This window comes from uncultured Psychrobacter sp., assembly GCF_947495825.1.
Taxonomy (GTDB): domain Bacteria; phylum Pseudomonadota; class Gammaproteobacteria; order Pseudomonadales; family Moraxellaceae; genus Psychrobacter.
Genome location: NZ_CANMAH010000013.1, coordinates 1 through 25,517 on the forward strand (window position 1 = coordinate 1; position 25,517 = coordinate 25,517).

The 25,517-nt window shown below is 42.0% G+C and carries 18 protein-coding genes and 2 riboswitches; of the genes, 10 read left to right on the forward strand and 8 right to left on the reverse strand.

All coding sequences use genetic code 11. The annotated features are described in order from the left end of the window. Nucleotides 1–367: 367 nt before the first annotated feature. Nucleotides 368–2,008, reverse strand: coding sequence for a phospholipase D family protein (locus Q0895_RS12325; RefSeq protein WP_299189388.1), 1,641 nt, complete (start codon nucleotides 2,006–2,008; stop codon nucleotides 368–370). Between the two features lie 333 nt (nucleotides 2,009–2,341). Here Q0895_RS12325 and Q0895_RS12330 point away from each other — a divergent pair, with 333 nt between their 5' ends. The 4 genes from Q0895_RS12330 (at nucleotide 2,342) to Q0895_RS12345 (ending at nucleotide 6,290) form a co-directional block, all read left to right on the forward strand. Beyond that, nucleotides 2,342–3,634 carry an O-succinylhomoserine sulfhydrylase gene (locus tag Q0895_RS12330; RefSeq protein WP_299189390.1) on the forward strand — a complete coding sequence of 431 codons (1,293 nt, stop codon included), beginning with the start codon at nucleotides 2,342–2,344 and terminating at the stop codon, nucleotides 3,632–3,634. An 85-nt stretch (nucleotides 3,635–3,719) separates the two neighbouring features. After that, on the forward strand, nucleotides 3,720–4,049 hold the full coding sequence (locus tag Q0895_RS12335) for a YbaB/EbfC family nucleoid-associated protein (protein WP_058368496.1): 330 nt from the start codon (nucleotides 3,720–3,722) through the stop codon (nucleotides 4,047–4,049). 107 nt (nucleotides 4,050–4,156) lie between these two features. Beyond that, nucleotides 4,157–4,750, forward strand: coding sequence for a recombination mediator RecR (gene recR / locus Q0895_RS12340; RefSeq protein ID WP_299189394.1), 594 nt, complete (start codon nucleotides 4,157–4,159; stop codon nucleotides 4,748–4,750). A 178-nt stretch (nucleotides 4,751–4,928) separates the two neighbouring features. Then, the gene (locus Q0895_RS12345) at nucleotides 4,929–6,290 is read left to right on the forward strand and encodes an HRDC domain-containing protein (RefSeq protein WP_299189397.1); all 1,362 of its coding nucleotides are present in this window, start codon (nucleotides 4,929–4,931) and stop codon (nucleotides 6,288–6,290) included. Between the two features lie 28 nt (nucleotides 6,291–6,318). Here Q0895_RS12345 and Q0895_RS12350 read toward each other — a convergent pair whose 3' ends face one another. The 5 genes from Q0895_RS12350 to gcvT all read right to left on the reverse strand — a co-directional run bounded on the left by Q0895_RS12350 (nucleotide 6,319) and on the right by gcvT (nucleotide 13,004). Further along, complete coding sequence (locus Q0895_RS12350) at nucleotides 6,319–6,993, reverse strand: alpha/beta fold hydrolase (RefSeq protein WP_299189400.1); 675 nt, start codon at nucleotides 6,991–6,993, stop codon at nucleotides 6,319–6,321. Between the two features lie 209 nt (nucleotides 6,994–7,202). Continuing rightward, nucleotides 7,203–10,103 carry an aminomethyl-transferring glycine dehydrogenase gene (gene gcvP, locus Q0895_RS12355; protein WP_299189402.1) on the reverse strand — a complete coding sequence of 967 codons (2,901 nt, stop codon included), beginning with the start codon at nucleotides 10,101–10,103 and terminating at the stop codon, nucleotides 7,203–7,205. Between the two features lie 144 nt (nucleotides 10,104–10,247). Further along, a complete protein-coding gene (locus Q0895_RS12360) occupies nucleotides 10,248–11,060 on the reverse strand; it encodes a nitroreductase family protein (RefSeq protein WP_299189404.1) in 813 nt (270 codons plus the stop codon). A gap of 216 nt (nucleotides 11,061–11,276) precedes the next feature. Next, nucleotides 11,277–11,657 (reverse strand): glycine cleavage system protein GcvH, encoded by a 381-nt coding sequence (gene gcvH / locus Q0895_RS12365; RefSeq protein WP_299189406.1) that lies wholly within the window; start codon nucleotides 11,655–11,657, stop codon nucleotides 11,277–11,279. A gap of 156 nt (nucleotides 11,658–11,813) precedes the next feature. Next, entirely contained in the window at nucleotides 11,814–13,004 is a 1,191-nt protein-coding gene (gcvT, locus tag Q0895_RS12370) for a glycine cleavage system aminomethyltransferase GcvT (protein ID WP_299189408.1), read from the reverse strand. A 165-nt stretch (nucleotides 13,005–13,169) separates the two neighbouring features. Further along, nucleotides 13,170–13,321, reverse strand: a riboswitch (glycine riboswitch). 55 nt (nucleotides 13,322–13,376) lie between these two features. Next, nucleotides 13,377–13,509: riboswitch (glycine riboswitch) on the reverse strand. A gap of 298 nt (nucleotides 13,510–13,807) precedes the next feature. Between gcvT and Q0895_RS12375 the strand changes: the two genes are divergently transcribed. The 6 genes from Q0895_RS12375 (at nucleotide 13,808) to Q0895_RS12400 (ending at nucleotide 21,780) form a co-directional block, all read left to right on the forward strand. After that, complete coding sequence (locus Q0895_RS12375) at nucleotides 13,808–14,128, forward strand: YcgL domain-containing protein (protein WP_299189410.1); 321 nt, start codon at nucleotides 13,808–13,810, stop codon at nucleotides 14,126–14,128. A gap of 224 nt (nucleotides 14,129–14,352) precedes the next feature. Then, complete coding sequence (locus Q0895_RS12380; RefSeq protein WP_299189411.1) at nucleotides 14,353–14,994, forward strand: hypothetical protein; 642 nt, start codon at nucleotides 14,353–14,355, stop codon at nucleotides 14,992–14,994. Between the two features lie 254 nt (nucleotides 14,995–15,248). After that, a complete protein-coding gene (locus tag Q0895_RS12385; RefSeq protein ID WP_058368504.1) occupies nucleotides 15,249–16,115 on the forward strand; it encodes a MoxR family ATPase in 867 nt (288 codons plus the stop codon). A gap of 11 nt (nucleotides 16,116–16,126) precedes the next feature. Next, complete coding sequence (locus Q0895_RS12390) at nucleotides 16,127–17,350, forward strand: VWA domain-containing protein (RefSeq protein WP_299189412.1); 1,224 nt, start codon at nucleotides 16,127–16,129, stop codon at nucleotides 17,348–17,350. A 1,180-nt stretch (nucleotides 17,351–18,530) separates the two neighbouring features. Then, complete coding sequence (locus Q0895_RS12395; protein ID WP_299189414.1) at nucleotides 18,531–21,260, forward strand: YadA-like family protein; 2,730 nt, start codon at nucleotides 18,531–18,533, stop codon at nucleotides 21,258–21,260. 79 nt (nucleotides 21,261–21,339) lie between these two features. Continuing rightward, on the forward strand, nucleotides 21,340–21,780 hold the full coding sequence (locus Q0895_RS12400; protein WP_299189417.1) for an outer membrane protein assembly factor BamE: 441 nt from the start codon (nucleotides 21,340–21,342) through the stop codon (nucleotides 21,778–21,780). A 100-nt stretch (nucleotides 21,781–21,880) separates the two neighbouring features. On the opposite strand, the gene Q0895_RS12405 is transcribed toward Q0895_RS12400, so the two are convergent. Beyond that, nucleotides 21,881–22,933, reverse strand: coding sequence for a formate dehydrogenase accessory sulfurtransferase FdhD (locus Q0895_RS12405; RefSeq protein WP_299189420.1), 1,053 nt, complete (start codon nucleotides 22,931–22,933; stop codon nucleotides 21,881–21,883). 184 nt (nucleotides 22,934–23,117) lie between these two features. After that, the gene (locus Q0895_RS12410) at nucleotides 23,118–25,493 is read right to left on the reverse strand and encodes an FdhF/YdeP family oxidoreductase (RefSeq protein WP_299189423.1); all 2,376 of its coding nucleotides are present in this window, start codon (nucleotides 25,491–25,493) and stop codon (nucleotides 23,118–23,120) included. Nucleotides 25,494–25,517: the final 24 nt, after the last annotated feature.

The window sequence follows — 25,517 nt, forward strand, 5'->3', positions numbered from 1 at the left end:
ACTATGGCTCACCATCTAATCAGCTGAAAACCTTGAGAAAATGGTGTGATATTTAATCCTTATCTACTACAGCCCCTAAATAAATTAGAAAGTCAAAAAAAGTAATAGCGCTGCAAAAGCAGACAAACAGAACGGTACTTTTATCTTTAAAAGACATCAGGGCGTATTGAGAACGAGAGGGCATAAGATCAAGCATCCACATGTAAAAGTGGTTGTTGAGACGGTCACCATAGAGATAACCGACCATCATAAAAAACGACAAACCAACATGGTTAGATGCTGATTTGCCAAAAGAATAAGTTAGAGCGTTTTGACTAAAAAAGGTTTTGACGAAAATATCTTGTGACTATGTAATGGGTAATAACATTTATAACAACCAATCAATAGGCAACCAAGACATGATAGTCAGCCATAAATGATCAGTAAAATCTACTTTTGGTTCTGAATCATACACCACTTTCTCTCCATCTTCGAGCGTATGCCATTGTAACTGATGGTTATCTATTAACTTTACTTCATAAGCTTGGCTCAATAGATCATCACTGAGTGCCGCATGTAATTGTCTTGCCAGCTCATCGTCGTTAATAATCACGCCCATTTCAGTGTTAATATTAGCTGAGCGTGGGTCAACATTGTAGGAACCAATAAAAACTTGGTGGTCATCTACAGCAAAAGTCTTTGCATGTAGGCTGGTTGACGATTGACTACGTGCTTTCCACAGTTTGTTTTCGCGCTTTTCTTCACTAGCTGTTGATTTTAGCTCATATATCTTAACGCCAGCACCAAGCAGCAGAGGGCGCCACTTACTATACCCAGAGTGAACAGCGGTCACGTCAGTTGCATTAAACGAGTTGGTCAGAATTTTTATATCAATACCTGATTTTGCTAGTTGTACTAAAGTATCTACGCCATCTTTGGTTGGGACGAAGTAGGACGAAATGATGGTGAGCTTCTCAGACGGGCTACCGAGTAGTGTCCTTAATTGATGGACTAAGTTGCTGTCAGTAGGGACGGTTTTGGTCAATTTGCCCACATCATCGCTCAAGAACTGCATATCTGTCCAACGAAATGGTACGCGCTTATTGATAAGATCGGTATCGATAGATGAGTCTTCAATAGCTGTTTTATAGATCGCTAAACTACTGCTGGTACCGCTCTTCTCATCTCCGTCTAATTTATCCAAACCGGTCAAAAAATTACTAGTAGCGTCTTTATCAAGAGTCACTAGCGTTTCTATATCAAAGGATATAGGGGCTGACCAATAGCTTATAAAGCTGTTGTCAATATCGGCTACTACTTTACCTATAAGTAGCACGTCTAAGTCAGCAAATTGACTGCTTTGATCATTACTAAGGTACTCGTTACCGATGTTGCGTCCTCCGATAACGGTAATTTGTTTATCAAAGGTCATGCTTTTATTATGCATGCGTCTGTTGATACGCGGCAAACCAGTCACGAAGTTCAACGCTTGAACCTTACGATGCATCAAAGGGTTGATAATGCGTACAGCGATATTTGGATGACTGGCAAAACGCAATAAGTGCTGATCAAGCTTTGCATTGTTATTAAAATCATCAAGTAGCAGACGTACAATCACTCCGCGTTCAGCGGCCTCCCATAAGTCCTTTAACAACAATTGGCCTGCTTGGTCATCATGCCAAATATAATACTGCGCATCAATACTGCGAGTAGCCATGTCAGTCAGAATACTCCGCGAGGCGAAAGCATTTGCTCCAGTGACAATAGGATGATAACCCGATAGCTCAGGATGGATATCGTTTTGTTCACTGATGGCTGCCACTAAGTCGTTATTATCAATGATGCTATTTTTGCCTTCATTATCCAAGCTACTGTCTTGTTGGTATAAAGCATTGACACGTGCTGATAACGCTTGGCTTTCAGGCAGGTGTGGCTGCTTTGGCAAGCTTTGGCATCCACTAAGACCTAATGTTAGACCAAGTGTTAGACTCAGTGACAAGCTGCTCGGCTCTCTACTTAACATCGACATAACTGATTTACCTTGGTAAGTTTTGAAATATACTTAAATCTATATAGACTAATGTGGAGGAATAATAGCATTGTTTATAAGACATATAATAGCAACGTTTAAAGCTCAGTTTAAAAAGCTGCCAAGCTTAGCAGGTGACGCAGTATCTGCCTATACTTCAAACCGACTATGCAGGTTAAGTGTTTTAAAATAAATTTGAAATAGATAAGCAATCAAAAGCGATACCTGAAATTTAATGTCTGATATACGGGAGCATGATATGATAAGCGCTTTGACTTATCTATCATTAAAAATACAATTAGTAATGTTAATAACCATAGTAACGGAAAACTTATGAGTCAATCGCAAGCGCATGATAAAAGCAATTTAAATCAATTGGACCCAAACTGGCGCGATGATGCTTTAGATCTAGACCTCGATTATGGCATGCAGACGATTGCGGTTCGTGCAGGGCAGCATCGTACTGATGAAGGCGAGCACGCCGAACCTATTTTTACCACAAGCTCTTATGTTTATACTTCAGCAAGTGATGCTGCTGCGCATTTTGATGGGACAAAGACCGGTAATGTCTATTCGCGCCATACCAACCCAAGCGTGCGTACCTTTGAGCGTCGCTTAGCCGCACTTGAAAATGGTGAACGTGCGGTGGCCACTGCTTCAGGCATGGGTGCAATTTTGACTATGTGCTTGGCCTATCTAAAGTCAGGAGATCATCTACTTGCAGCCAATCAGCTCTTTGGCTCATCCATTGGTTTATTCAATAATTACATGGCTAAGTTTGGCGTTGAGGTCAGCTATGTCGATTGCCTTGATAATGAAGCATGGGCAAATGCCATACAATCAAATACTAAGGTGGTTTATTGTGAAAGCCCAAGCAATCCTTTGGCCCAAATTTGTGATATTGGTTATTTGAGTAAATTATGTAAAGCCAATGACGTGTTACTAGTCGTTGATAATTGCTTCGCCACGCCAGCGCTGCAGCGGCCATTAGATTTAGGTGCCGACGTGGTGATTCATTCTGCGACCAAATACTTGGATGGACAAGGCCGAGTATTAGGCGGCGCGCTGGTCGGTAGTGATAAGCTGATGCAAGAAGCATTTACCGTTGTACGCTCAGGCGGCATTAGTATGAGTCCATTTAATGCTTGGGTCTTTACTAAAGGGCTTGAGACCCTTAAATTGCGTATGCAGGCGCACTGTGCCAATGCCAATCAAGTGGCAGAGTTTTTGAACAATCATCCTAACGTGAGTAAAGTGCACTTCTCAGGACTCTTAGACCATCCCTCTCACGAGCTTACCAAGCGTCAGCATCACATGGATAATGGCTATGGCGCAATTATGGGGTTTGAGGTTAAAGCGTCTGCTGATGACGATCATGCCAACAAACGCGATACAAAAGAAGCTGCTTGGCATGTCATTGACTCAACACAAATGGTCTCTATTACTAACAATCTAGGAGATGCCAAAACCACCATTACTCATCCTGCGACCACGACTCATTTTAGGCTCACCCCTGAGGCGCGCGCTGAGGCTGGCGTCAAAGATGGGCTGATTCGATTGTCAGTAGGACTAGAAGATGTGGAAGACATTATCAAAGATTTGGCGCGCGGTTTAGACAGTTTATAAAGATGACGGTATAATCAACGTTATCGTATTAACTTTATGATTAAAAGCTATTTATCATTCATTTGTATAAAACAAAGGGGCAATTATGAACATTCAAGCACTTATGCAACAGGCTCAGACCATGCAAAAAAAGGTCGAAGCCAATGTTGAATCGGCAAAAAAAGATCTAGCAAATAAAGAAGTCCAAGCAGAGGCGGGTAGTGGCCTAGTAAAAGTCACTATGACGGGTCGTCATGTGGTCAAGCGTTTAAGTATCGATCCAAGCTTACTTGAAGATGAGCCTGATATGATTGAAGATTTGATCGCTGCTGCTATCAATGATGCGGTCCGTCAAGCGGATGAGCTATATGAAGAGACAATGGCTGGCGCGACTTCAGGTATGGGTCTGCCACCAGGTATGCAAGGTTTATTCTAAGTCTTAATTTGCGGTAAATACTGCATATTGAAGACAATAATGGGGTTGTTATCCACCGGATACGACCCCATTTTTATATCTACGGTTTATAGATAAAGGATGCAGATTTGCTTACAGCCAAATTTGATCAGCTGGTTAAACAGCTGCGTATTTTACCAGGTGTTGGTCAAAAAAGTGCTCAGCGTATGGCACTCCACCTCCTTACCAAAAAACGTCCACAAGGGATGGCGCTTGCCCAAGCACTTGATGAGGCAATGCGTGATATTGTTGAGTGTCAGCGTTGTCATAGCTTTAGTGATGATGCGGTTTGTCCACTGTGCCAAGATCCAAGACGTGATGATGGGTTGTTATGTGTGGTTGAAACCGCCGCTGACGTCATGGCTATTGAGCAAACCGCAGGCTACCGTGGACGTTATTTTGTTTTAGGTGGGCATCTGTCACCGATTGATGGTATTAGCGCTGATGATTTAAACATTGACCAGCTGGTATGGCGCGTTAAACAAGAGCAGGTTGAGGAGCTGATATTGGCAACAGGTACCACTGTTGAAGGTCAGACAACGGCACACTTTATCAGCGAAGCGGTGAGTCGTCATGTCAATAAAGTCACACGTTTGGCACAAGGCGTACCCATAGGCGGTGAGCTTGAATATTTAGATAGTATGACATTAGGACAGGCACTACAAAATCGCTCCTTTTTATAATATAAACAAAAGCTATATGTTTTAGTCTCGTAAATAATGGCTTTAAACTTGACGCTGTCATACGAAACGCTCCAAAACATGAACGCTAATTTGTTATAATTTTCTTTTATTGTCTCTAGGCGCTATTAATAGCGCTCTTTTTTCTTCTATTCTTTTCTATCTAAGCAGGTATCTGCCCGTGTCTGATCTAAGCTCTTTTGATGTAAGCGCTCAAACCAATTTATCTCAAGTTGATTTTTCGCAAGATGATTTGTCTCAAGACGATGTTTTGCAACCCGATGCAAAAGAAGGCGTTGACGATGGTCAAACACATGCAGCTACTAATGTGGTAGACATGCCTGCCGAGCCGGATATTGACGCGTTGCTAGACATAGCAGATGAAGCATCTGTCACTTGGGTACGTGAGCAAGCGCAATTGGACGAGGTTATCAAGGCCTTGGAAGTTTGCGGGCGGGTAGCGTTAGATACTGAATTTATCAAGCGTGACACTTACTATCCACGTCTTGCTTTAGTGCAGCTTAATACTGGCGATCACATTTATTTATTAGATGCCCCGCAACTGCAACTAGCTGAACTATGGCAAGTCCTAACTGAAGTCGATGTGGCGATTTGGCATGCTTGCGGAGAAGATCTAGGCATTTTTTATCTACTCTCTGGCTGTCCGCCATTGACCAATATTTTTGATACGCAAATTGCGCTGTCTTATTTAACAGGTCAACTGCAAATGGGTTATCAGCAAGCGCTTGATGATCAGCTAGACATGCAAATTGACAAAGAACAAAGCCAGTCTGATTGGCTACAACGTCCATTGTCAGATGAGCAAGAACAGTATGCAATCGATGATGTGCGTTTTTTACCAGCACTGTATCTAAGTTTGGAGTACGAATTAAAAAGACAAGGTCTATATGATTATGTATGGGCGGATTGTCAGCTCTATGCTCATGAGCTATACAAGGTGCAGCATGTTGAAGATGAAGCTATGTATTTGACGATGGCAGATTATCGTTATAATTCAGAGCAGATGGCTATACTAAAAGCAGTGGCTACTTGGCGTGAAGCGCTGGCACGTTCGACCAACCAGCCGCGTACTTTTGTAATCAAAAAACAGGCGGTGCGTGAGATTATCACTGAACAACCAACCAGTATGCGCGCGCTTGCCCATAAGACGACGATGCACCGCAGTATGTTGCGCCTTTATGGTGAGGAGCTGCTAAAGGTCATTAAAGAGGCAAAAAACTTAGCGCCTGCTGAGCATCCAGAGTGTCTACTACCGCCATACCGCTCGAAAAATAAAGTACTATCAAAAGCGGTACAGCAAGCGGTAGATGAGCAAGCTAAAGAGCTTGGTGTGCCGGCTAACGTGCTTATGCGTAAAAAATGGTTAGGTCAGCTTTATGAGGTTATTGCCTTCGATAAAGATTTGGCCGAATTACCAGAAGGTCTAAAAGGCTGGCGCAATGAATGGGTGATGCAAACTTTGATTCCAGTGATTGAACAACATAAGACTGAATTGCAGCAAGGGATGGGTATCAATGTTTAAGTATTTGGATATTTTTCTTGGTTAAATATCAGCGTTTAAATTTTCCGTGCTGCAAAAAGTGTTCAGTTTGCTTAGCCACTGACTCATTCACGAGCATTCCTGTATGCGAGACAGGTAAGACGATATGATCCGTGGCAGCGTCAATTTTAGTCTCTTTTACATATACCGTTCCATCATGCACAAGTTCTTGCTCAGGATTTGATTTGTCTGCTTTACGCAATTTTCGATTATGATATTGCAAAAATAGTTGCCCTAAGCCATAGGGCTTGTTACCCGCAATCACTCCTAAAGTGATATGTTGTGGCAATGGTGCTACCGTCCCGTCTAATGCATCGACGTATGAGCGGCCTACAATGGCAGGGGTTAATCGCCAAATATAATCGGCACAAACGCTGCCAATATGCGGCGTGCCTAGCGTCACACAGCGTCCAATCTGCCACTTTGGATAATGGTAAACAAAATCGCGAATAATAAGCCCTCCTAAACTATGCCCCACCAAATCTATCGGCTGATCGGGATGATGGTTGTTTTCAAGCCACGTATTAAGACGCTGACTATTGGTAGTAATACTGTCTCGCATACTACGGTAGCCGTATTGATGAGTATCAAAGCCTGCAGCCTGCAAGCGTTTGGCCAATGGTCGCATAATCCATGCGGTTTGATGCAGACCATGAATAAGAATGACGCGATTTTTTTGTTGCATGTTATCGTCCAAAAAGTGGGTTAAATAAAGATCAGCATTGCCTATTAATGAGTATTGAATACGTCTTAGTATATCGTTAAATAATCGTGTTGATTGCTCATGTAAAATAGATATATCAGTAGTGTACAAAATAAAAACCTCCAAATCAGCTACTGACTTGGAGGTTTTTTTTATATAAAACACTTAAGATAACTGTCTGCTATCAAATACTACATGTAGTTTTCGATACTTGGGCAAGAACACATTAGGTTTTTATCACCATAAGCGTCATCAACGCGTGCCACACTTGGCCAGAACTTATGAGCACGGACATAAGGCAGCGGGAACGCAGCGACATCACGGCTGTATGGATGTGTCCATTCGCTATCAGTGATCATAGAAGCTGTATGCGGGGCATTAACCAATGGATTGTCTTCAAGCGTCCAACCATCTTCGCCAGCTTTGGCTTTCATCGCTTCGGCTTTGATAGATTTTAGTGCACTGATAAAGCGATCTAGCTCCTCGACAGACTCAGACTCTGTCGGCTCAATCATCAAGGTGCCAGCTACTGGGAAGCTCATCGTTGGTGCATGGAAGCCATAATCCATCAAGCGTTTGGCAATATCGCTTTCACTAATACCCGTATCTTCTTTTAGTGGACGAATATCAATGATACATTCGTGCGCGACTTGACCATTTTTGCCCGTATATAGAACAGGGTAGTGGTCTTTTAACTGAGAGGCAACATAGTTGGCATTTAATAGCGCAAGATTGGTTGCTTCAAGTAAGCCATCACGGCCCATCATAGTGATATACATCCATGAGATCGGTAAGATACTTGCTGAACCATACGGTGCTGCAGACACTGCTGAGCAGTCCTGTTGCGCATTATGGACTGGAGTAATGGTATGGTTGGCCATAAATGGAGCCAAATGCGCCTGCATACCGATAGGGCCCATACCAGGACCACCGCCGCCATGTGGAATACAAAAAGTCTTGTGAAGGTTCATATGTAGTACGTCTGCACCAACGTCAGCAGGCTGCATGATACCAACCTGGGCGTTCATGTTGGCGCCATCCATATAAACCTGACCACCATGCTTATGGATGAGGTCACAAATCTTGCGAATGCCTTCTTCAAATACCCCATGCGTTGATGGGTAAGTAATCATCAAGGCGCCAAGGTTTTTGCTGTGTTCTTCACACTTAGCATTAAGATCATCGATATCTACGTTACCGTTATCATCTGTTTTAACCACGACGACTTTCATGCCCATCATCATCGCTGTCGCAGGGTTGGTACCGTGTGCTGACTGAGGAATGAGGCAAACATCACGATCTGTTTCGCCCAGTGACTCATGATAGCGACGAATCGCCAGCAGACCTGCATACTCACCTGAAGCACCAGAGTTTGGCTGCATAGAGACATCATCAAAACCTGTGATTGCTTTTAGCTGCTCTTGTAAGCTATCAATCATATCGATATAGCCACCGACTTGATCGCGCGGTGCAAAAGGGTGCACGTTCGCAAATTCAGGCCACGTAATAGGTAACATCTCGCTTGTAGCGTTTAGCTTCATCGTACAGCTACCAAGTGGAATCATACTACGGTTCATCGCCAAATCTTTATCTTCAAGCGATTTTAAGTAACGCAGCATTTCGTGCTCAGTATGATGCGAGTTAAATACGGGATGAGTCAGTATATCGTCTGTCCGTAGATGAGTGGCATCTAAAGAGACAGAGGCCACTTCAGGCAGATCATGTGACTTATTAACAAACAACTGAGTTAAGACATTAAAGTCTTTTTCGTCACTGATTTCACTAAATGATACACCCAGTTTACTTTCACTCAAACGCCATAAGTTGTAGCCGACATTGTCTGCATTCTCAAAGATTTGTGTGGCAAGCTTTTCTGAGCCACAATCAACCACCACAGTATCAAAAAACTGCTTATGGACGACATTTAGTTGATTGTCGCTATCTGCAGTGCGAATAACGTCAGCAAAAGCAGTCGCAAATGCATGAATACGAGTGGCAATACGCTTTACACCGCTTGGGCCATGATAGACGGCATACATGCCAGCAAGGTTGGCGAGCAATACTTGTGAGGTACAGATATTTGAGTTGGCTTTTTCGCGGCGGATATGCTGCTCACGAGTCTGTAGAGCCATACGTAGGGCGGTATTGCCTTGTGAGTCTTTTGAGACCCCGATGATACGACCAGGTGCTGAGCGCTTTGCTTTATCAGAGAATGCAAAGTAGGCGGCATGTGGACCACCAAAGCCCATAGGAATACCAAAACGCTGCGTGCTACCTAGGGCAAGGTCTGCACCCATATCAGCAGGTGACTTTAATAATACCAAGCTCATGATGTCGCTAACGACTGAGGTGTAGGTCTTGTTTTTCTTAACGGCGCTAATAACGTCGGTTAAGTCTTTAACATCACCCTCGACACCGACATACTGAAATAAGGCACCAAAATAATCACCCGATTTGGCAGTCTCAAAATCACCAACGATGACTTCCCAACCAAAATACTTGGCACGAGTGTGGATAACATCTAGTGTTTGTGGGTAGATACGCTCATCAACAAAAAATTGGTTTGATTTGCTTTTACTCATACGCTTTGACATGGCCATCGCTTCTGCAGCGGCAGTCGCCTCGTCAAGTAGCGATGCACCAGCTAGCTCAAGTCCAGTGAGATCAATACAAACTTGCTGAAAATTAAGCAATGCTTCTAGACGACCTTGAGCGATTTCGGCTTGATAAGGCGTATAAGCAGTATACCAACCTGGATTTTCAAGCACATTACGCTGAATCACCGCTGGCATACGCACAGGCGAGTAACCTTGACCGATATAGCTCTTATTGACGGTAATTTTGTCTGCCATAGTACGTAATTTGGCAAGTGCTGCATGCTCACTCATTGCAAGTGGCAAATCTAACTCTCTATGTATGCGTACTGGTTCAGGGACCGTATCATTAATAAAGCTTGCCATGTCTTTGTAACCAATAGCACTTAGCATATCAGCTTGCTTGGCATCGTTGGAACCTAGATGACGATAAACAAATTCAGTTTCATTAAATAAACCTTTAAAAGTATCAAAGGTAGGTTTTTGAGAATTAGTCATGACAATCCTTAATAGACTTGGTAAAAAGTAATAAGTTAGGATAAAAAAGATGGGCTAAAATTGAGAAAATAACTTTAGACCAAACACTTATTAAAGGGTTAAAAAATATGAGATAGACCGTACAAAGCTTAACAATAGATAGGGTTAAACATAGTGAACAAACTGCGTTTGATCGAAGCGAAACTGTTCGTGATAAATACCTTTGTCAGAACGCTCGCCTGCGCCAATCATCATAACGATATGGTGGTCATCGCCAAGGTTGAGTAGTTTTTTCATTGCAGGCTCGTCAAAACCACCCATCGGACAGCTATCAAACCCATGTGCCCGTAATGCTAGCATCAAGTTCTCAGCAGCAAGCGCCGTATTATTTGTCGCCCAGTTTTTGACATCTTCAAAGGTATAGTAAGGCGACTTTATTGGACCTTTTACTCGCCTAGCTACTTGCGTTGCGCCCCATTTAACGACAGAGATTGCGTTTATCGGACCACGCAAAAAGTCTGCTGTGACTACTTTGGTGTAGTAGTCTTTAACCTTTTTAGGTACAGGCTTATTAGGATATTCACGCAGAATCTGTTTAGCGTGATCGTGCCAAATATCCGTACGTGCAACAACGGCAATCAAACGGGCAGATGTTTTTGCAGCATTTTGGTTCATACAGTTTTTGACAGCGCGTTTGCGGCTATCTGCGCCATCGATCACATAAAACTCCCATGGCTGCAAGTTACTAGAGTTTGGCGCTAGCATGGCCAAACGTAGGCAATCTGCGAGCACATCATCAGGAATAGGCGTATCGGTAAAGCGGCGTACCGAACGACGTGATTCTATAACTTCGCGAAAGGCTTGCAGTTGCGGAGTATGGCTTGGCGTTGCTAGATTATCTGTCTTGGGTTTTTCTGCTTGAATCTTTGGCGCGTCGGCTGCATTGATATGGTTGTCGTTAGTATTTGCTTGACTCATATAAAGCTCCAAAACGTCGCGTTAATAAAAGAAAAATAAAAAATATAAGCAAAAAACAGGTGATAATAAGATGATATAAATAGCGTTACGCGATAGCCAATAGGTTTCTTGATTAGGTTACTATGTCTTATAAGACATAAGCAGACATCAGCTGACGCCAATATCTGCAGTTTTCAGATAGCTAACATAGGTTGTCAGCATCAAATCTTTAAAAAATTATAGCTCGTTTTGATACTCTTCAGCTGTTAATAGTGCTTCGTAGTCATCCAAGTTGTCAGGCTTCATTTTAAAGAACCAGCCATCGCCATAAGGGTCTGAGTTGATGATTTCTGGATCATCTTCTAAGCTTTCATTAATAGCAACGACTTCACCTGAGATAGGCGCGTACACATCAGAGGCTGCTTTTACTGACTCTACTACTGAGATTTCATCATCAACGACGATAGTGTCACCAACTTCTGGCAACTCAACGAACACCACGTCACCAAGCAAGTCTTGGGCATGATCAGTGATACCAACGGTGATAGTACCGTCTTCTTCTAAACGTAACCATTCGTGGCTAGCGATGTATTTTAATTCTGCTGGAACATTGCTCATGGTGTCTCTCCTAAATGATAGAGGCTGGTTAATAGAACACATAAAAAATAAGAGCCAATAATAGGCTGTGGTCAATCGACACTGTCAGCGTTGTTGTCAAAAGTCTCGATTAACCCATAATCAAACAGTATTCGTTTAATTTAGTCAATATTAAAATCAGTCGAACTGCTGTTTACCATTGCGTACAAATGGTAGCTTGAGGACGCGTGCATCTACGAATTTACCTTTACCACGTAAATCGATTTGCACTTTATCATCGTCTGATAAGCTAGCAGGAACACGGGCGATAGCGATAGAATTTTTGAGGCTAGGGGAGAATGTACCACTAGTGATAATGCCTTTTTGCTCGTTGTCCGCTCCTTGGTTGATGGTCACTTCCATCCCTTCACGCAAGACACCACGAGTTGTCAATAGTAGACCAACTTGTTTCATTGCAGAGCCGTCTTCTTTTGCTTGCTTGCGCTGGTTGACCAAGGCTTCACGACCAACAAAGTCGCGATCGTCTTTTAGAGCAAGTGTCCAGCCCATGTTACATTCGTAAGGGCTGATGCTCTCATCCATATCATGACCATAAAGATTCATACCGGCTTCTAGGCGTAGCGTATCACGCGCGCCAAGCCCAGCAGGTTTGATGCCATTGGCTTTTAATAGCTCAAAAAAAGCTGGCGCGTCATCAGTATGCATAATGACTTCAACGCCATCCTCACCCGTATAACCAGTACGAGCGACGAACCAATCTTTACCCTCTATATCGGTAAGATCAGCACCAACAAAAGGCTTTAATCCATCAAGAATAGCGCTCCAGCTTGGTTTGGCTTGAGCCAGTTTTGCTACTGCATTTGGTCCTTGGATGGCAAGCATAGCAAGCTCTGGACGCTCAGTAATCGTGACATCAAAAGCGTCAGCAATTTTATTAAAGTGAGCGATGTTCTTATCGCGAGTGCCCGCATTTGATACGATACGATATTCAGTCTCATCAGCATTTATTAAGTAGACAATAAGATCGTCAATAATACCGCCTTGCTCATTAAGCATAGGAGAGTATAAAGCTTTACCGACTGTTTTTAGTTTGTTGACATCGTTTGCCAGCAGTTTTTGTAACCATGCTTTGGCGTCTTGACCTTTGACATCAGCCACTACCATATGTGAAACATCAAACATGCCAGCATCAGTACGTACAGCCTCATGCTCTTCGATTTGCGAGCCATAATGAATTGGCAGCTCCCAGCCAGAAAAATCCACCATCTTGCCATCACTATCGACGTGAGACTGGTATAGAGGAGTGCGCTGAGGGGCTTGGCTAGTATTGTCCTGAGAGCTGGTATTTTGAGAATTAGTATCGGTCATAACAAATCCTTGTGTGTACGTCATCAGTCTTTTGTAAAAAGTACGAGGATGATGAGCGTCGTTACAGTAGCGAGAAGCAAGATTGCAAGGTGCAAACGTTGCTCTAAAGGGTAGCACAAAAAATAAAGCAGTAAGCCAAACGGACGCATAATATCCGTTTAAGCAGAAGCCCTATCTGTCCTGTGACCTGAGATTTTCAATACGATAGCTATATGTTAGCAGTTATGACTCAATATGAGCACACAGTATCGTATTTTCTCCCCTTCGGTGGGTAAGGTGTCGTTGCTGGCTCCTTACCTCTCTCCAGATTTGTTATGCCGCTTGTGTAAGATTGCAAATTAAAATAAAAAATGCAAATAGACAACGAGGGACATGTGTTTTTCAGTCCTTTTACCTGAGCGATTGGCAGGGTAGATGCGCCTTCGGTGGTCGTATGGCAGTATCAGTAACGCCTTATAAATATAAGGGTTCATACTGCTAAATGACTCTCTCCTGAAAAACGCTTTTATTATGAAAGGTTAGGCACGCTTTTACAAGTCATCAATGGGATTAATACCAATAATTTTATAAAAATCTAAAATTTTGGTAGGTTGACAGACAGATGCTCATAAATTAAAAATCAGGTCTGAGTAACGTTTCAATGAAGACACACACTAAGCGCTAAATAAAGTTGCCTATACTAAAAGTCACTATTGATAACAAGTCATACCGTGATAGGCTATAATTCTATTATTCATAAGCATTTTTTTGTGTCAGTTTTGACGTGTGATTTGCTTTCATTTTTCGTGTTAGATAGGTGTTTTATGCATTGTGATATTTATAAATTCCCCAAACATGACGATATGTATGTCTACATCGCTCGTCCAGACTACCCTGATGACACTGACGAAATTAAAGATTGGTTAAGTGTATTGCCAAAAGATTTTAGAGCCAGTTTGGGGGTGAGCAAATTTGTTATGCATTTAAATCTAAAGACAACGCCAAAGCTTGCGCGCGTTGATAAAAAGGATGTATTAGCAAAACTAAAATCCCAAGGGTATTTTGTCCAGATGCCGCCTCAAGATGTGATGCGCCGTCAAGCAGAGTTACGTGCTCGTGAGGCTCAAGACAATATTTACGATTGAGTATCTATATCGTGATAAACTAATCACCTATCAAGCTTGTATATCGATGCTAAGCGGTCAGTCGATGAGATGACTATTTGGTTATTGATTTTTTAGTTAGTAATGTTCTCAATAGCGATTTTTCTACTAGCTGTAAGACTATTGTCATTGACTTACAAACCAAGCGACTAATAAACCGAGCAACTTATAAACTTAGGTAACTAAACACGGGTAACTAAACACGCATGGACTGGTTAAAAAGTATCTTAGAAAGCTTACCTCTAGAAAAACTTAGCGATCTTCTTGGTGAGATTGTCATTTGGTGGAGTCAGATGGTTAAAGATGTGCCGCCTGCTGATTTGCCAATGTACGCATACCTTGGCGGCTCTGTCATAGTATTGCTACTTTGGATATTGGTGGCACGTATGTTACCGCGCCCATTAGGTGGCATGAGCTGGATGGTCCTATTCGCTGTTCTCTTGGCGCCAGGGACTGCACTGAGCGATCCTAGTGTCATTGCACCGGCAAGCATTAGCGTGGTCTATGCTATTATGATGAAAGATATGGTAGGCGCTATCACCAATTCGTTACCCGTTCTAATAGTATTGGTCGCCGGTTTATTCGTAGGTTTTGTCTGGCAGCTTATTCGCGGGGCTTTTGAGTCAAGTTTGGATAGAGCCCGTCATCGTAGCGCTGAAGACACACAAGCAAACCTGCAGCTGGCAACAGGTAATTATATAGGCGAAAAAAGTAGTACAGGGGGGGTAAGTAACGGCTCTTTACCAGTGAATACCCCAGTGATTGATAAGACTACGACCAAAGATTCTCTTAGCACCAAAAATGAGGAAGCTGCTAAAGGCAGTTCAGTCAATTTAGATAAGAGATAATAACTTTTCACTGGCACTAATTATAAGTTTTAAAAACTCTATAACAAAGATACAAGATAGATATTAAGTATCATGATAAAAGACACCTAAGCGTGTCTTTTTTTGTGGTCATAGATTTGTTTTATAACTATAAATTATTTGAGCTTTACTAGTGACTGCGACGCATGAGTATTTGGGCATTGAGATATGCTGTGCTAATCTAAACCATTAATTTTCTATAATTTCACATTGATAACAACGATAGAGATTTTACCATGAGCACTGAGAATAAGACTGCAAAACCAAGCTTTACAGGCACCAAAAGCTATATTGCCACTGATGATCTGCAACTGGCAGTTAATGCAGCAATGACACTACAAAAGCCGCTACTGATTAAAGGTGAACCTGGCACAGGTAAAACGCTACTTGCAGAAGAAGTGGCTAACAGCTTAGGCATGCCGCTTATCACTTGGCATATCAAATCGACTACTAAAGCTGAACAGGGATTGTATGAGTACGATGCAGTATCGCGCTTACGTGATTCGCAGTTAGGGGATGATAAGGTATATGAGATTGGCAACTACATCAAGCCTGGTAAGCTTTGGGAAGCTTTCACCAGTAAAGAGCGTAGCGTGCTCCTCATCGATGAAGTGGATAAAGCAGACATTGAGTTTCCTAATGACTTGCTGCATGAGCTCGATAAAATGTCGTTTTATGTTTATGAGACAGGCGAGACCATTACTGCCGAGCAGCGTCCAGTCGTCATCATTACTTCAAACAATGAAAAAGAGCTGCCAGATGCCTTTTTGCGCCGTTGTTTTTTCCATTATATTGACTTCCCAGAAGAGCAAACCATGCGCCAAATTATTGAAGTACATTTCCCTAATATCCAAGAAAAGCTGGTCAATGATGCGCTCGATATCTTTTATAAACTGCGTAATATTCAAGGTCTCAAAAAGCCACCGTCAACCTCAGAGTTGGTTGATTGGCTAACTTTACTGTTGGCTGATGATATGGCACAAGAAGAATTAGAAGAAAATCTACGCGGCGAGAAGTCCATTCCGCCTCTATACGGTGCGCTCCTAAAAAATGAAGCTGATGTTAATTTATTACAGCGTTTTGCAAATATGATGCGCCGCTAAGGTTAAACACTATGTTTATCAAACTATTTTATACCTTACGTACTTATGGTGTGCCAGTCAGCACGCGCGAGCTACTTGATTTAAATGCCGCGTTAGATCAGGGTTTGATGATGCAGCCGCATCCTGAGAATCCAGCGCTGTCTACCTTTGCCAGTCGAGAAGACATGTATCGTCTTATTCGACTATGCATGGTCAAAGATGAGCGCCATTTTGACAAGTTTGACCGGGCTATGGCAGATTACTTTGAGGGAATCGATAGCTTAGATATTGATGAGTTAATGGCAAAGTTGACGGACATTCCAAAAGAGTGGCTCGATCTCAAGCTAGATCCCAAAAATCTAACTGAAGAACAGCGACGCTTATTAAAAAAATATGGCTCGCTTGAAGAGCTAATGAAAGCGCTTGAAGAGCGTCTAAAAGAGCAAAAAGAGCGCCATCAAGGCGGCAGCAAATGGGTCGGCACAGGTGGTAGCTCACCATTTGGTGCTTATGGTGATCATCCAGAAGGCGTACGCGTCGGAGGGGAGTCACGCAAACGTAGTGCAGCCAAAGTCTGGGAGCAGCGTAAATATCGCAATCTTGATGACGATAACCTGCTCGGTACCCGTCAGATTCAGATGGCACTGCGCAATTTGCGCCAGTTTGCGCGCACTGGTAGTGCTGATGAGCTCGATATCAAAGAGACCATCAAGCGTACTGCTAAAAAAGGCGTGCTCGATATTCATATGCAAGCAGAGCGCCGCAACCGCGTGAAGGTACTAATGCTGTTCGATGTGGGTGGCAGTATGGATATTCATGTAGAAGCATTAGAAAAGTTGTTTTCCGCTGCAAAAAATGAATTTAAAACATTAGAGTTTTTTTACTTTCATAACTGTCTCTATGATTATGTTTGGAAAGATAATAATCGCCGTCATAGTGCGCCAATGCCAACTTTTGAGCTACTAAACACCTATGGTCGCGAGTATCGAGTGATATTCGTCGGTGATGCATCTATGTCACCTTATGAATTGTTTTCAGTCGGTGGTAGTGTCGAATATATGAACAACGAAGCGGGTGTCGTATGGTTAAAAAGAGTACTGGCTCACTTCGATAGAGTCGCTTGGTTAAATCCTGAAACTCCAGCTTATTGGAAATATACCCAAACTATTGGTGAAATCAAAAAGTTATTTAATGATCAAATGTATCCTATGACATTGCATGGTGTAGAGGATATGACTGCTTACTTAGCCCGCTAATTGTCCATTCTATATGTCTACTTGAGTGTAATAACAATCAACTATGAGCTCTAGCGAGACCATTACTATAAATTATAGTAGTGGTCTTTTGTATTAAAATTGATAAAACCAAAACTTTGTAATTATCAGTTTAAGCCAAGCTAAAAACAAATGTCTTTAAAAGTAATCAATCTTAAGTAAGTATGGTTGCATATTAATAATACGTAACCATACTTATATTGACAATATATAATTATATGAAAATTTATTATAAGCAATGAATTTATATAGTGTCACATAAAAATTATGGATAATTCTATATTTGATGATGAAAAAATGGATAATCTAGTCAAATAATGTAATTAGTGTAGCTCATTGAAACTAGGTTTTATATTCGCTAATTTATTTCACGCAATAAAATAAGTTTTTAAAACTTATAAAATAAACTTCTACCGTTTGAGTTAAATAAGGAGTTTTTTAGCGATATAGATGAAGAGCAGAACTTTTTTACTAGGTATAGCACATCACCCTAAAAGCCGATAAACGGGTGTTTTTCCATAATTAACCGCTTAGCAACCATAATATTTATTAAGACAACATATATTACAAACAGACTAATATAAATTATAGTCCTACATAGTAATTACTTCCCCAAGGAAATCATTATTATATGGTCATAATTTTAGAATTAGTAAATGATATATGTATTTAGATAATTAATTGTAATTATGGGTCCATAATTTCATTATAAAATAAATTTAAAAAGCAGGGCCTCAAGTCAGTTTGTACTTGAGGTCTTTTTTTATGTCTATTACCGAGATATATAGTCTGTAGCTATAAAAAAGGCTTTGTTTTGGTAGCCTTTAGTCATGGAATTAGTCATTTAATCATGGTTGAATTTGTTGTTAATATGTAAACGTATTGACGAACGGTTGTAAATAATCGTCTAACGGTATTGTTTCTATATATATATATCCGTTAATATGAATGTATATATCCGGAATTATGAATATATGTGGAAACAGACAGTTTACAATACAAAAATTTTACGCTTCTTAATGCTTAATGGCGGGTTACATCTTAACAGGATGTTACGTATATATAAGTTTAAGGCCCGTTTTATTTTGTTATTTAGACTCTCTGCAACATAGATTTTGGTTTTGTTTTTTATATCTAATAGATCTGTTTGGGAGTGTATATTATGAATCGCAACTATAAAGTCATATGGAATGAAGCTTTGCAATGCTTCATAGCAGTCGCTGAAAATGCCAAAGCAAAAGGTAAGTCATCAAAGTCTTCTATTAGCGCTTCAGTTGTAAATACGGACATAGGGACAAAAAGCGGTCATAGCCTACGTCTTAGTGCGTTACGTTCTGGGCTTATCGCTGTCAGCTTAACAAGTTTGGCAATCGGTATGTCTTCACAGGCTATTGCTGCTGTCGGAGTAAACGGCGGCACAGGAAGTGGTACAGCTGTCTCTGAGTGTACTAATGATAGCCAAGCAAATTCAGGTACCAATAAAGAAAATATTGCGATCGGTTGCGCATCCTTTACCAACGATGTCGGATATCAAATTGCAGATCGTGATAATCCTTACTACACCAATAACACTACTAGTGCTAATACTGTGGAAGAAGGTGATAGACAAGCTTATACACCAGAGAGAATGAACTCAGGTTCGATGGCTATTGGTACAGGAGCACGTACAGAAGGTGCGTTGGGTTTGGCAGTGGGTCAATATGCAAGAACCACTGATGTTGCAGGTGTGGCTATAGGTGTCGGTACGCTTGCTAGTGGTAATACGGCTATTGCTGTAGGCAGACAGTCCGTTGCTAGTGGTAATTACTCGCAAGCGATGGGTAACGTTGCTGCGGCTACAGGCCAAGGTTCTTTAGCAGTAGGGCACTCTGCAACAGCGACGGGAAATCGTTCGATTGCAATCGGTGCTTCAGATATTGATGAAGCAGAAGATGTCGCTGGACAAAAGGGTGCTGCTTATCAGACATTAGAGCAAACCCGTGCTTCTGGTCAAGACTCTATTGCTCTTGGTAGCGGGGCGCAAGCGACTACTGATGGTTCGGTAGCGATCGGTAATGGTTCCAATACAACCACCGATGCAAATAGTGTCACTAGCGCAACTGTAGGCGGTGTTACATTTGATAACTTTGCTGGAGCAACCAATGTCATAGCAGGTGATCAAATATCTGTGGGTGCTAGCGGACAAGAACGTCAAATCAAAAACGTCGCAGCAGGCAATGTTACGGCAACCAGCACAGACGCTATCAATGGTAGCCAGCTATTCTCTGTTGCAGATACGTTGAACACAGATATTACTGATAATAGAAATAATATTAGTGGTAATACGACTAACATCACTAATAATACTAATAGAATTAATGACGGTATCAATTTTGGTAATGGCGTTACAGCTACTAACTTTGCATTGGGTGACACCATTAATGTTACTGGCGATGACAATATAACCTCGACTACTACAGCCAACGGTGTTCAAGTCCAGTTAAATAGAGATCTAGCGTTAAATAGCGTCACAACTGGTAATACTCTCATTAATAATGGAGGTGTGACTTTAACTGGTGGTTCTAACCAAACGGTCAGACTGAGTAATAATGGTCTAGACAATGGTGGCAATAAAATTACCAATGTGGCTAGAGGCACAGAAGGGTCAGATGCAGTCAACTTTGATCAATTAAATGAAGTTAGAGACAGTGCTAACTCTGCTAACCAAGGTTTTAATGTTAGTGCTCAGGGTGAAAATACAAGTACAGTAAGGCCAGGTGATAATGTTGATCTCAACAATCAAGATGGCAATATTGTGGTCTCTAAAGACGCCAATAGTAACAATGTAAGTTTTGATTTAAACAAGGACGTTAATTTAGACAGCGCCACCTTTGGAGATGTCGTCATCTCATCCAATGGTCTAAACAATGGCGGAAATAAGATCACCAACGTCGGTAATGGTACGGTGGCAGCAGGTTCTAGTGATGCCATAACAGGCGATCAGTTAAACAACACTGCAGACTCTATTACTACTGTAATCGGTGGTAATGCTGTAAACAATGGTGGTGTTATTACGACTACTGATATTGGTGGTACTGGTCAAGATACTATCGATGGCGCTATCGGATCTATACAACAAGGTGTGACGAACACTAATACTCAAGTAAATACTAATACGACTAACATCGCTAACAATACGACCAACATTACTAATAATACCAATCGTCTGGATGGCGGATTAAACTTTGGTGCGGATAGTGGCAATAATATCAATAAACCAATAGGTGATGATAGCGTACTTGGCTTTGTAGGCGGTAATAATGTTACCACTACCGCCCAAGGCAGCAGCATTAGATTCGATCTGAATAATAATATTAATGTAGATAGCGTGACCACAGATAGAGTTGTCGCTGGCAATACCACAGTCAATAATGAAGGAGTAACCTTAACAGGTGGTGATAATCAAGAGGTCAAACTAAGTAACAATGGTCTCGATAACGGTGGCAATAGAATTACCAATGTCGCTGATGGTGTTGAGGATAGTGATGCTGTAAACGTAGGTCAGCTTAATGATCAATTTGACAGTATTGACAGAGTAATCAATGGTGAAATTGCTGATATGGACTCAAAACTTGAAGGCAAAGTTGATTCGCTAGGTTATAGAATCGATGACGTTGAAGATGACGCCAATGCAGGTATCTCAGCTGCGATGGCAATGTCTTCATTACCACAAGCTTATATTCCTGGCAAATCAATGGTAGGCGGCGGTGTTGCCTCATACAATGGGGAGAGCGCAGTTGCTATCGGTGTGTCTAGAGTCTCTGATAATGGTCGCTGGGTGATGAAAATAAATGGTACAGCTGATACTCAAGGCAATGCTGGTGGTGCTATTGGTGCAGGATTCCATTTTTAATCTAAACAAACGCATGGTGACAATGTCTGTACTTGAACAGACATTGTCAAATCACTCATGACATATTAAGGAATAAACAATGAATTTATCTACTTATGGCCACGGATTATTGGCTGCTACTTTATTATTGGCTGTAACTGGCTGTACTTGGCATGTGAGTCCTGGCGCACAGCATGGAACTGTCCATCCTGATGATCTCGTATTCCCCGATCAAAGTAAAGCGTGGCAAAGAGAAGGCAGAATCGTTGAACAAAACGATGTTGCCAAAATTAAAGTCGGTACAACTAAAAACGAGATTTATAAACTCATTGGTACACCGCATTTTCAAGAAGGCTTCAACGCCCGCGAATGGGACTATATTCTCAAATTCTATGATGCCAATCAAAATGTAGAGACTTGCCGTTATAAAATCATCTTTGACGATAGCTATGAGGGTATACTGCGTAAAGACGAGTTTTATGCTACAGAGACTTACTGGCAACCTGCCTCTTGTGCCAAATATTCACAATTCACTCAGTAATATAACTAAGTGCTGAAGTGCGAATAAAAGAAGAATGAAAAAAGAACAAGGCATTAGATGTCTTGTTCTTTTTTATAAACGACTATATTTGTTGTATACCTTAAATGCCTGTGTAATAGGTCACTCTATTGTCACGTAAAAAACCAGCCAAACCTAAGCCATAACGCTCAGCGACTCGAACGGCTGTACTAGTAGGGGCAGACATACCGACCAACCAAGGTATACGGCTACGGATGGATTTTTGTACGAGCTCAATAGATAAGCGAGAAGTCATAAGAACACATTCGACATCTACTTTGTCTCGCAGTTGCCAGCCTATAAGTTTATCAAGCGCATTATGGCGTCCTACATCTTCAAATAAGTATAAGTCATCACCCTGCATTGTTGCCGCTGCATGTACGGCACCTGTTAGCTGATGAGTGTGCTGCATAGTATCTATTTTTTGCCGCATTTGTAACAGATAACTTAGGTGCGGAGCTATAGATTTTGTATGCTCCATCTCCTGATGATAAGCACTCAAATCAGGCAATGCTTGTGTTAGGCCAGTAATACCGCACATGCCGCAACCAGTACGGCCCGCTAGCTGACGCTTTTGTGCCTGAATACGCTGATGACAACGCTGATTCAATACCAGCTCCACTATATAAACATCGTAGTCTTGCAATTGCGCTAAGCTTTGTTCAAATATATCTGTCCCAGAATTTTTATCGGTTGAGCCTTGAATAAAGCTCTCATAGCTGGTCATGTCGGTAAGCTGGGTTACTTCCCAATCAAGTAGTTCATGACTATACTGAATCAAGCCTTCGCTAAACAAAAACCCAACGGCCAAATATTCTAACTGATAAGGACTGGCCATCAATACTGCATAATGCACACCGTTGATAACGATAGCAACGGCAGCCTCTACCGCCAAGCTTGCAGGTTTACTTTCGATAAGAGAATGATGAGAGTCATAATGATTTGATGGGTAATAGTGCTTTTGCGCCAAATGAGTGCGGGCAAGTGGCGTCACTGAGGGCGATGATAAATCGTCAGTTAGAGCAGGTGATTGTGCTTTATTGACTATATCGGTGGCTACATTAGATACCGAAGCAGATGATGTATCAGTTTTAGATAGATTATCTACTAACGCTTTAGTATGCTCAGTTATCATAGAATTTATTTTTAACCTAGTTTAGTCCTCGTTTTTACTATCGTTCCTAAACACTTGCTACCTAATTACCTGTCAAAAGTTATTTACTACCAATCACATATTATAAAGCAGGCGCTATAAAATAATGCCAGCGTAGTTGATAGATTGAATCAACTACACTGATTAAAAATGAGTATAGTAAAAATCAAGCTGAGGCTACCAGCCCATCTACGTTACTGTTTTGCGCTCGACTATCAGCTTTGCTTGGCTCACGACTATCGGCAGCTACGCGCTCTAAAGTCACAGTTGATGATTTATAAGCTGGGATATGCGACTCTGGTGCATGAGTATCTAAATCGAATAAATCGTTACACTCAGGATAGTAAGCAGCGACTGCATTGGACGCGATGTCCATCTCAGTTAAAATGAGTGGCCCAAGAGTACGTGCTCGGTTGCTACTGTCTTGACGCGTCACTATAACGCTATCGCCTTTTTGCCAGCCTAAGCGGCTGATCTCATCAGGATGCATAAAGAGCACATCACGGCGGTTGGTTTGACGATAACGATCATTGTAGCCAAAGATCATGGTATTAAACTGATCATGACTGCGCACACTGGTAAACTGCCAAACTTTTTGTTGCTCACTTTGAGAAGAATTCGATTTCTGCTCAGATGTCGCAGCACTTTGGGCCATTTGCTCAGCAACATAAGTAATCGGATATTGTGGTACTTCGATTTGAGCCTTACCACTATCTGTATTCCATACGCGATGACGCGCTGGGTGATATAGATGAAAACCGCGCTCGCTATCACGAATACGCTGATTAAAGTTCTCAAAACCGTCGATAGCCTGTGATACATAATCGCGCACCACATCATAGTCTTCACTCATCGCTTGCCAATCTATGTTGGTTGTCGGGCCTAGTACATGTGTCGCAATATCTGCAACAATCTGCGCTTCAGACTTTAACGTATCGCTAACAGGTTTAATAGTACCCTTGGTCGCGACAATCTGACACATAGAATCTTCAATGGTGGCAAACTGTTCGCCTTTAGCGGTCACCAAACTCTCAATACGGCTCAAACAAGGCAAAATAATATTGTTTGTACCAGGATATAGCATGGTGCCGTTAAGTTTGGTTGCAACAAAAACATTTAATTCGTTGTTAGCTAGAGCTTGTTGAATAGCGCTAGTATTTGGTGCTGCGACCGCAAAGTTACCTCCCATACCCATAAAGGCTTTCAGCTTGCCGTCGATTAAAGCTTTTGCCCCAGCGACAACGTCATAACCATCTTCTTGCGGCATCGGACGTTCAAACACCCGCTCAAGGCTGTCTAAAAGTTTTTGCTTAGGGCGTTCATGAATACCCATGGTTCTATCGCCCTGTACATTAGAGTGCCCACGAATTGGCGAAGCGCCAGCACCATCAATACCTATCATGCCCATAAGCAGTAGCAAATTGGTAATCATAGCCACATTGTCTTCGCCCTGCACATGTTGCGTAATGCCCATGCCCCAAGTACATATCGTCGCTGGACTATCGGCAACCAATTTTGCCAGTTTGACAATCTCTGCTTGTACAATACCGCTTCCGCGTTCAATATCCGCCCAGGTTTGTTCGGTTAGCCACTCTTTTAAGGCTTCAAAACCTGTGGTATGTTCTGTAATAAAAGTGTGGTTGATTTTGTCATGCTCGACTAGCCATTTAGCCATACCCGTTAATAAAGCTGCATCGCCGCCGATTTGAATTTGCACGACTTCATCAATCATCTCATCACTTTGACCTGCTGCCATGTGCGTCGGTTTTTGCGGATTTCTAAAAGCCTTTAGCCCTTGTTCGCGCATCGGATTGATAGAAATAATTCGGCAGCCTTCTTTATGTGCATGCGCCAGCATCTCAAGCATGCGTGGATGATTGGTGGCTGGATTATGTCCAAAGGATAACAGCAGTTTGGCCTTTTCAAAATCTTCTAACATGACCGTAGCTTTACCAACGCCCAACTGCTTACCCAGCATAACGGATGTGGGTTCATGACACATATTGGAGCAATCAGGCAAGTTATTGGTGCCAAAACAGCGTACAAACAGCTGATACATAAAGGCAGGCTCGTTCGTTACTCGCCCTGAGGTATAAAACAAAGCGTCATCTGGCGAGTCAAGTTTATTCAACTCTTTTGCGATAATCTCATAAGCGGCTTGCCAAGAGATAGGCACATAGCGGTCCTGTGCTGCATCATACCGAAGCGGCTCTGATAAACGACCACTATGCTCAATCTCATAGCCGTTCCATTTCTGCAGCTCTTTGACTGTATGTTTTTCAAAGAATGTGGCATCTGCTTTAGTAGACATAGCCTCACTAGCGATGACTTTGATACCAGTCTCACAGACATCAAGGGTTTTATGAGACTTATGATCAGGCCATGCGCAGCCTGGACAATCAAAACCCGTCTTGGGCTGATTGCTTTTTAGGACACTTAAGCTACCACGCGTAAAGGCTTTATAATCCATAAGCTTACGAGTGGAGGCAACGAGTGCTGGCCAACCAGCAGCAGGGTGAGAGTAGACAGGAATTTTGCGCATGACAAACCTCATGATAAATGGCAG

What these genes read in the sequence shown, in the direction of transcription:
- Q0895_RS12385 (WP_058368504.1), top strand. Translation starts at nt 15,249, where the DNA reads ATGAGCACTGAGAATAAGACTGCAAAACCAAGCTTTACAGGCACCAAA.
- gcvT (WP_299189408.1), bottom strand. Translation starts at nt 13,004, where the DNA reads ATGACCGATACTAATTCTCAAAATACCAGCTCTCAGGACAATACTAGC.
- Q0895_RS12325 (WP_299189388.1), bottom strand. Translation starts at nt 2,008, where the DNA reads ATGTCGATGTTAAGTAGAGAGCCGAGCAGCTTGTCACTGAGTCTAACA.
- Q0895_RS12350 (WP_299189400.1), bottom strand. Translation starts at nt 6,993, where the DNA reads ATGCAACAAAAAAATCGCGTCATTCTTATTCATGGTCTGCATCAAACC.
- Q0895_RS12330 (WP_299189390.1), top strand. Translation starts at nt 2,342, where the DNA reads ATGAGTCAATCGCAAGCGCATGATAAAAGCAATTTAAATCAATTGGAC.
- Q0895_RS12375 (WP_299189410.1), top strand. Translation starts at nt 13,808, where the DNA reads ATGCATTGTGATATTTATAAATTCCCCAAACATGACGATATGTATGTC.
- Q0895_RS12335 (WP_058368496.1), top strand. Translation starts at nt 3,720, where the DNA reads ATGAACATTCAAGCACTTATGCAACAGGCTCAGACCATGCAAAAAAAG.
- Q0895_RS12400 (WP_299189417.1), top strand. Translation starts at nt 21,340, where the DNA reads ATGAATTTATCTACTTATGGCCACGGATTATTGGCTGCTACTTTATTA.
- Q0895_RS12410 (WP_299189423.1), bottom strand. Translation starts at nt 25,493, where the DNA reads ATGCGCAAAATTCCTGTCTACTCTCACCCTGCTGCTGGTTGGCCAGCA.
- Q0895_RS12405 (WP_299189420.1), bottom strand. Translation starts at nt 22,933, where the DNA reads ATGATAACTGAGCATACTAAAGCGTTAGTAGATAATCTATCTAAAACT.
- Q0895_RS12380 (WP_299189411.1), top strand. Translation starts at nt 14,353, where the DNA reads ATGGACTGGTTAAAAAGTATCTTAGAAAGCTTACCTCTAGAAAAACTT.
- gcvP (WP_299189402.1), bottom strand. Translation starts at nt 10,103, where the DNA reads ATGACTAATTCTCAAAAACCTACCTTTGATACTTTTAAAGGTTTATTT.
- Q0895_RS12390 (WP_299189412.1), top strand. Translation starts at nt 16,127, where the DNA reads ATGTTTATCAAACTATTTTATACCTTACGTACTTATGGTGTGCCAGTC.
- gcvH (WP_299189406.1), bottom strand. Translation starts at nt 11,657, where the DNA reads ATGAGCAATGTTCCAGCAGAATTAAAATACATCGCTAGCCACGAATGG.
- Q0895_RS12360 (WP_299189404.1), bottom strand. Translation starts at nt 11,060, where the DNA reads ATGAGTCAAGCAAATACTAACGACAACCATATCAATGCAGCCGACGCG.
- Q0895_RS12395 (WP_299189414.1), top strand. Translation starts at nt 18,531, where the DNA reads ATGAATCGCAACTATAAAGTCATATGGAATGAAGCTTTGCAATGCTTC.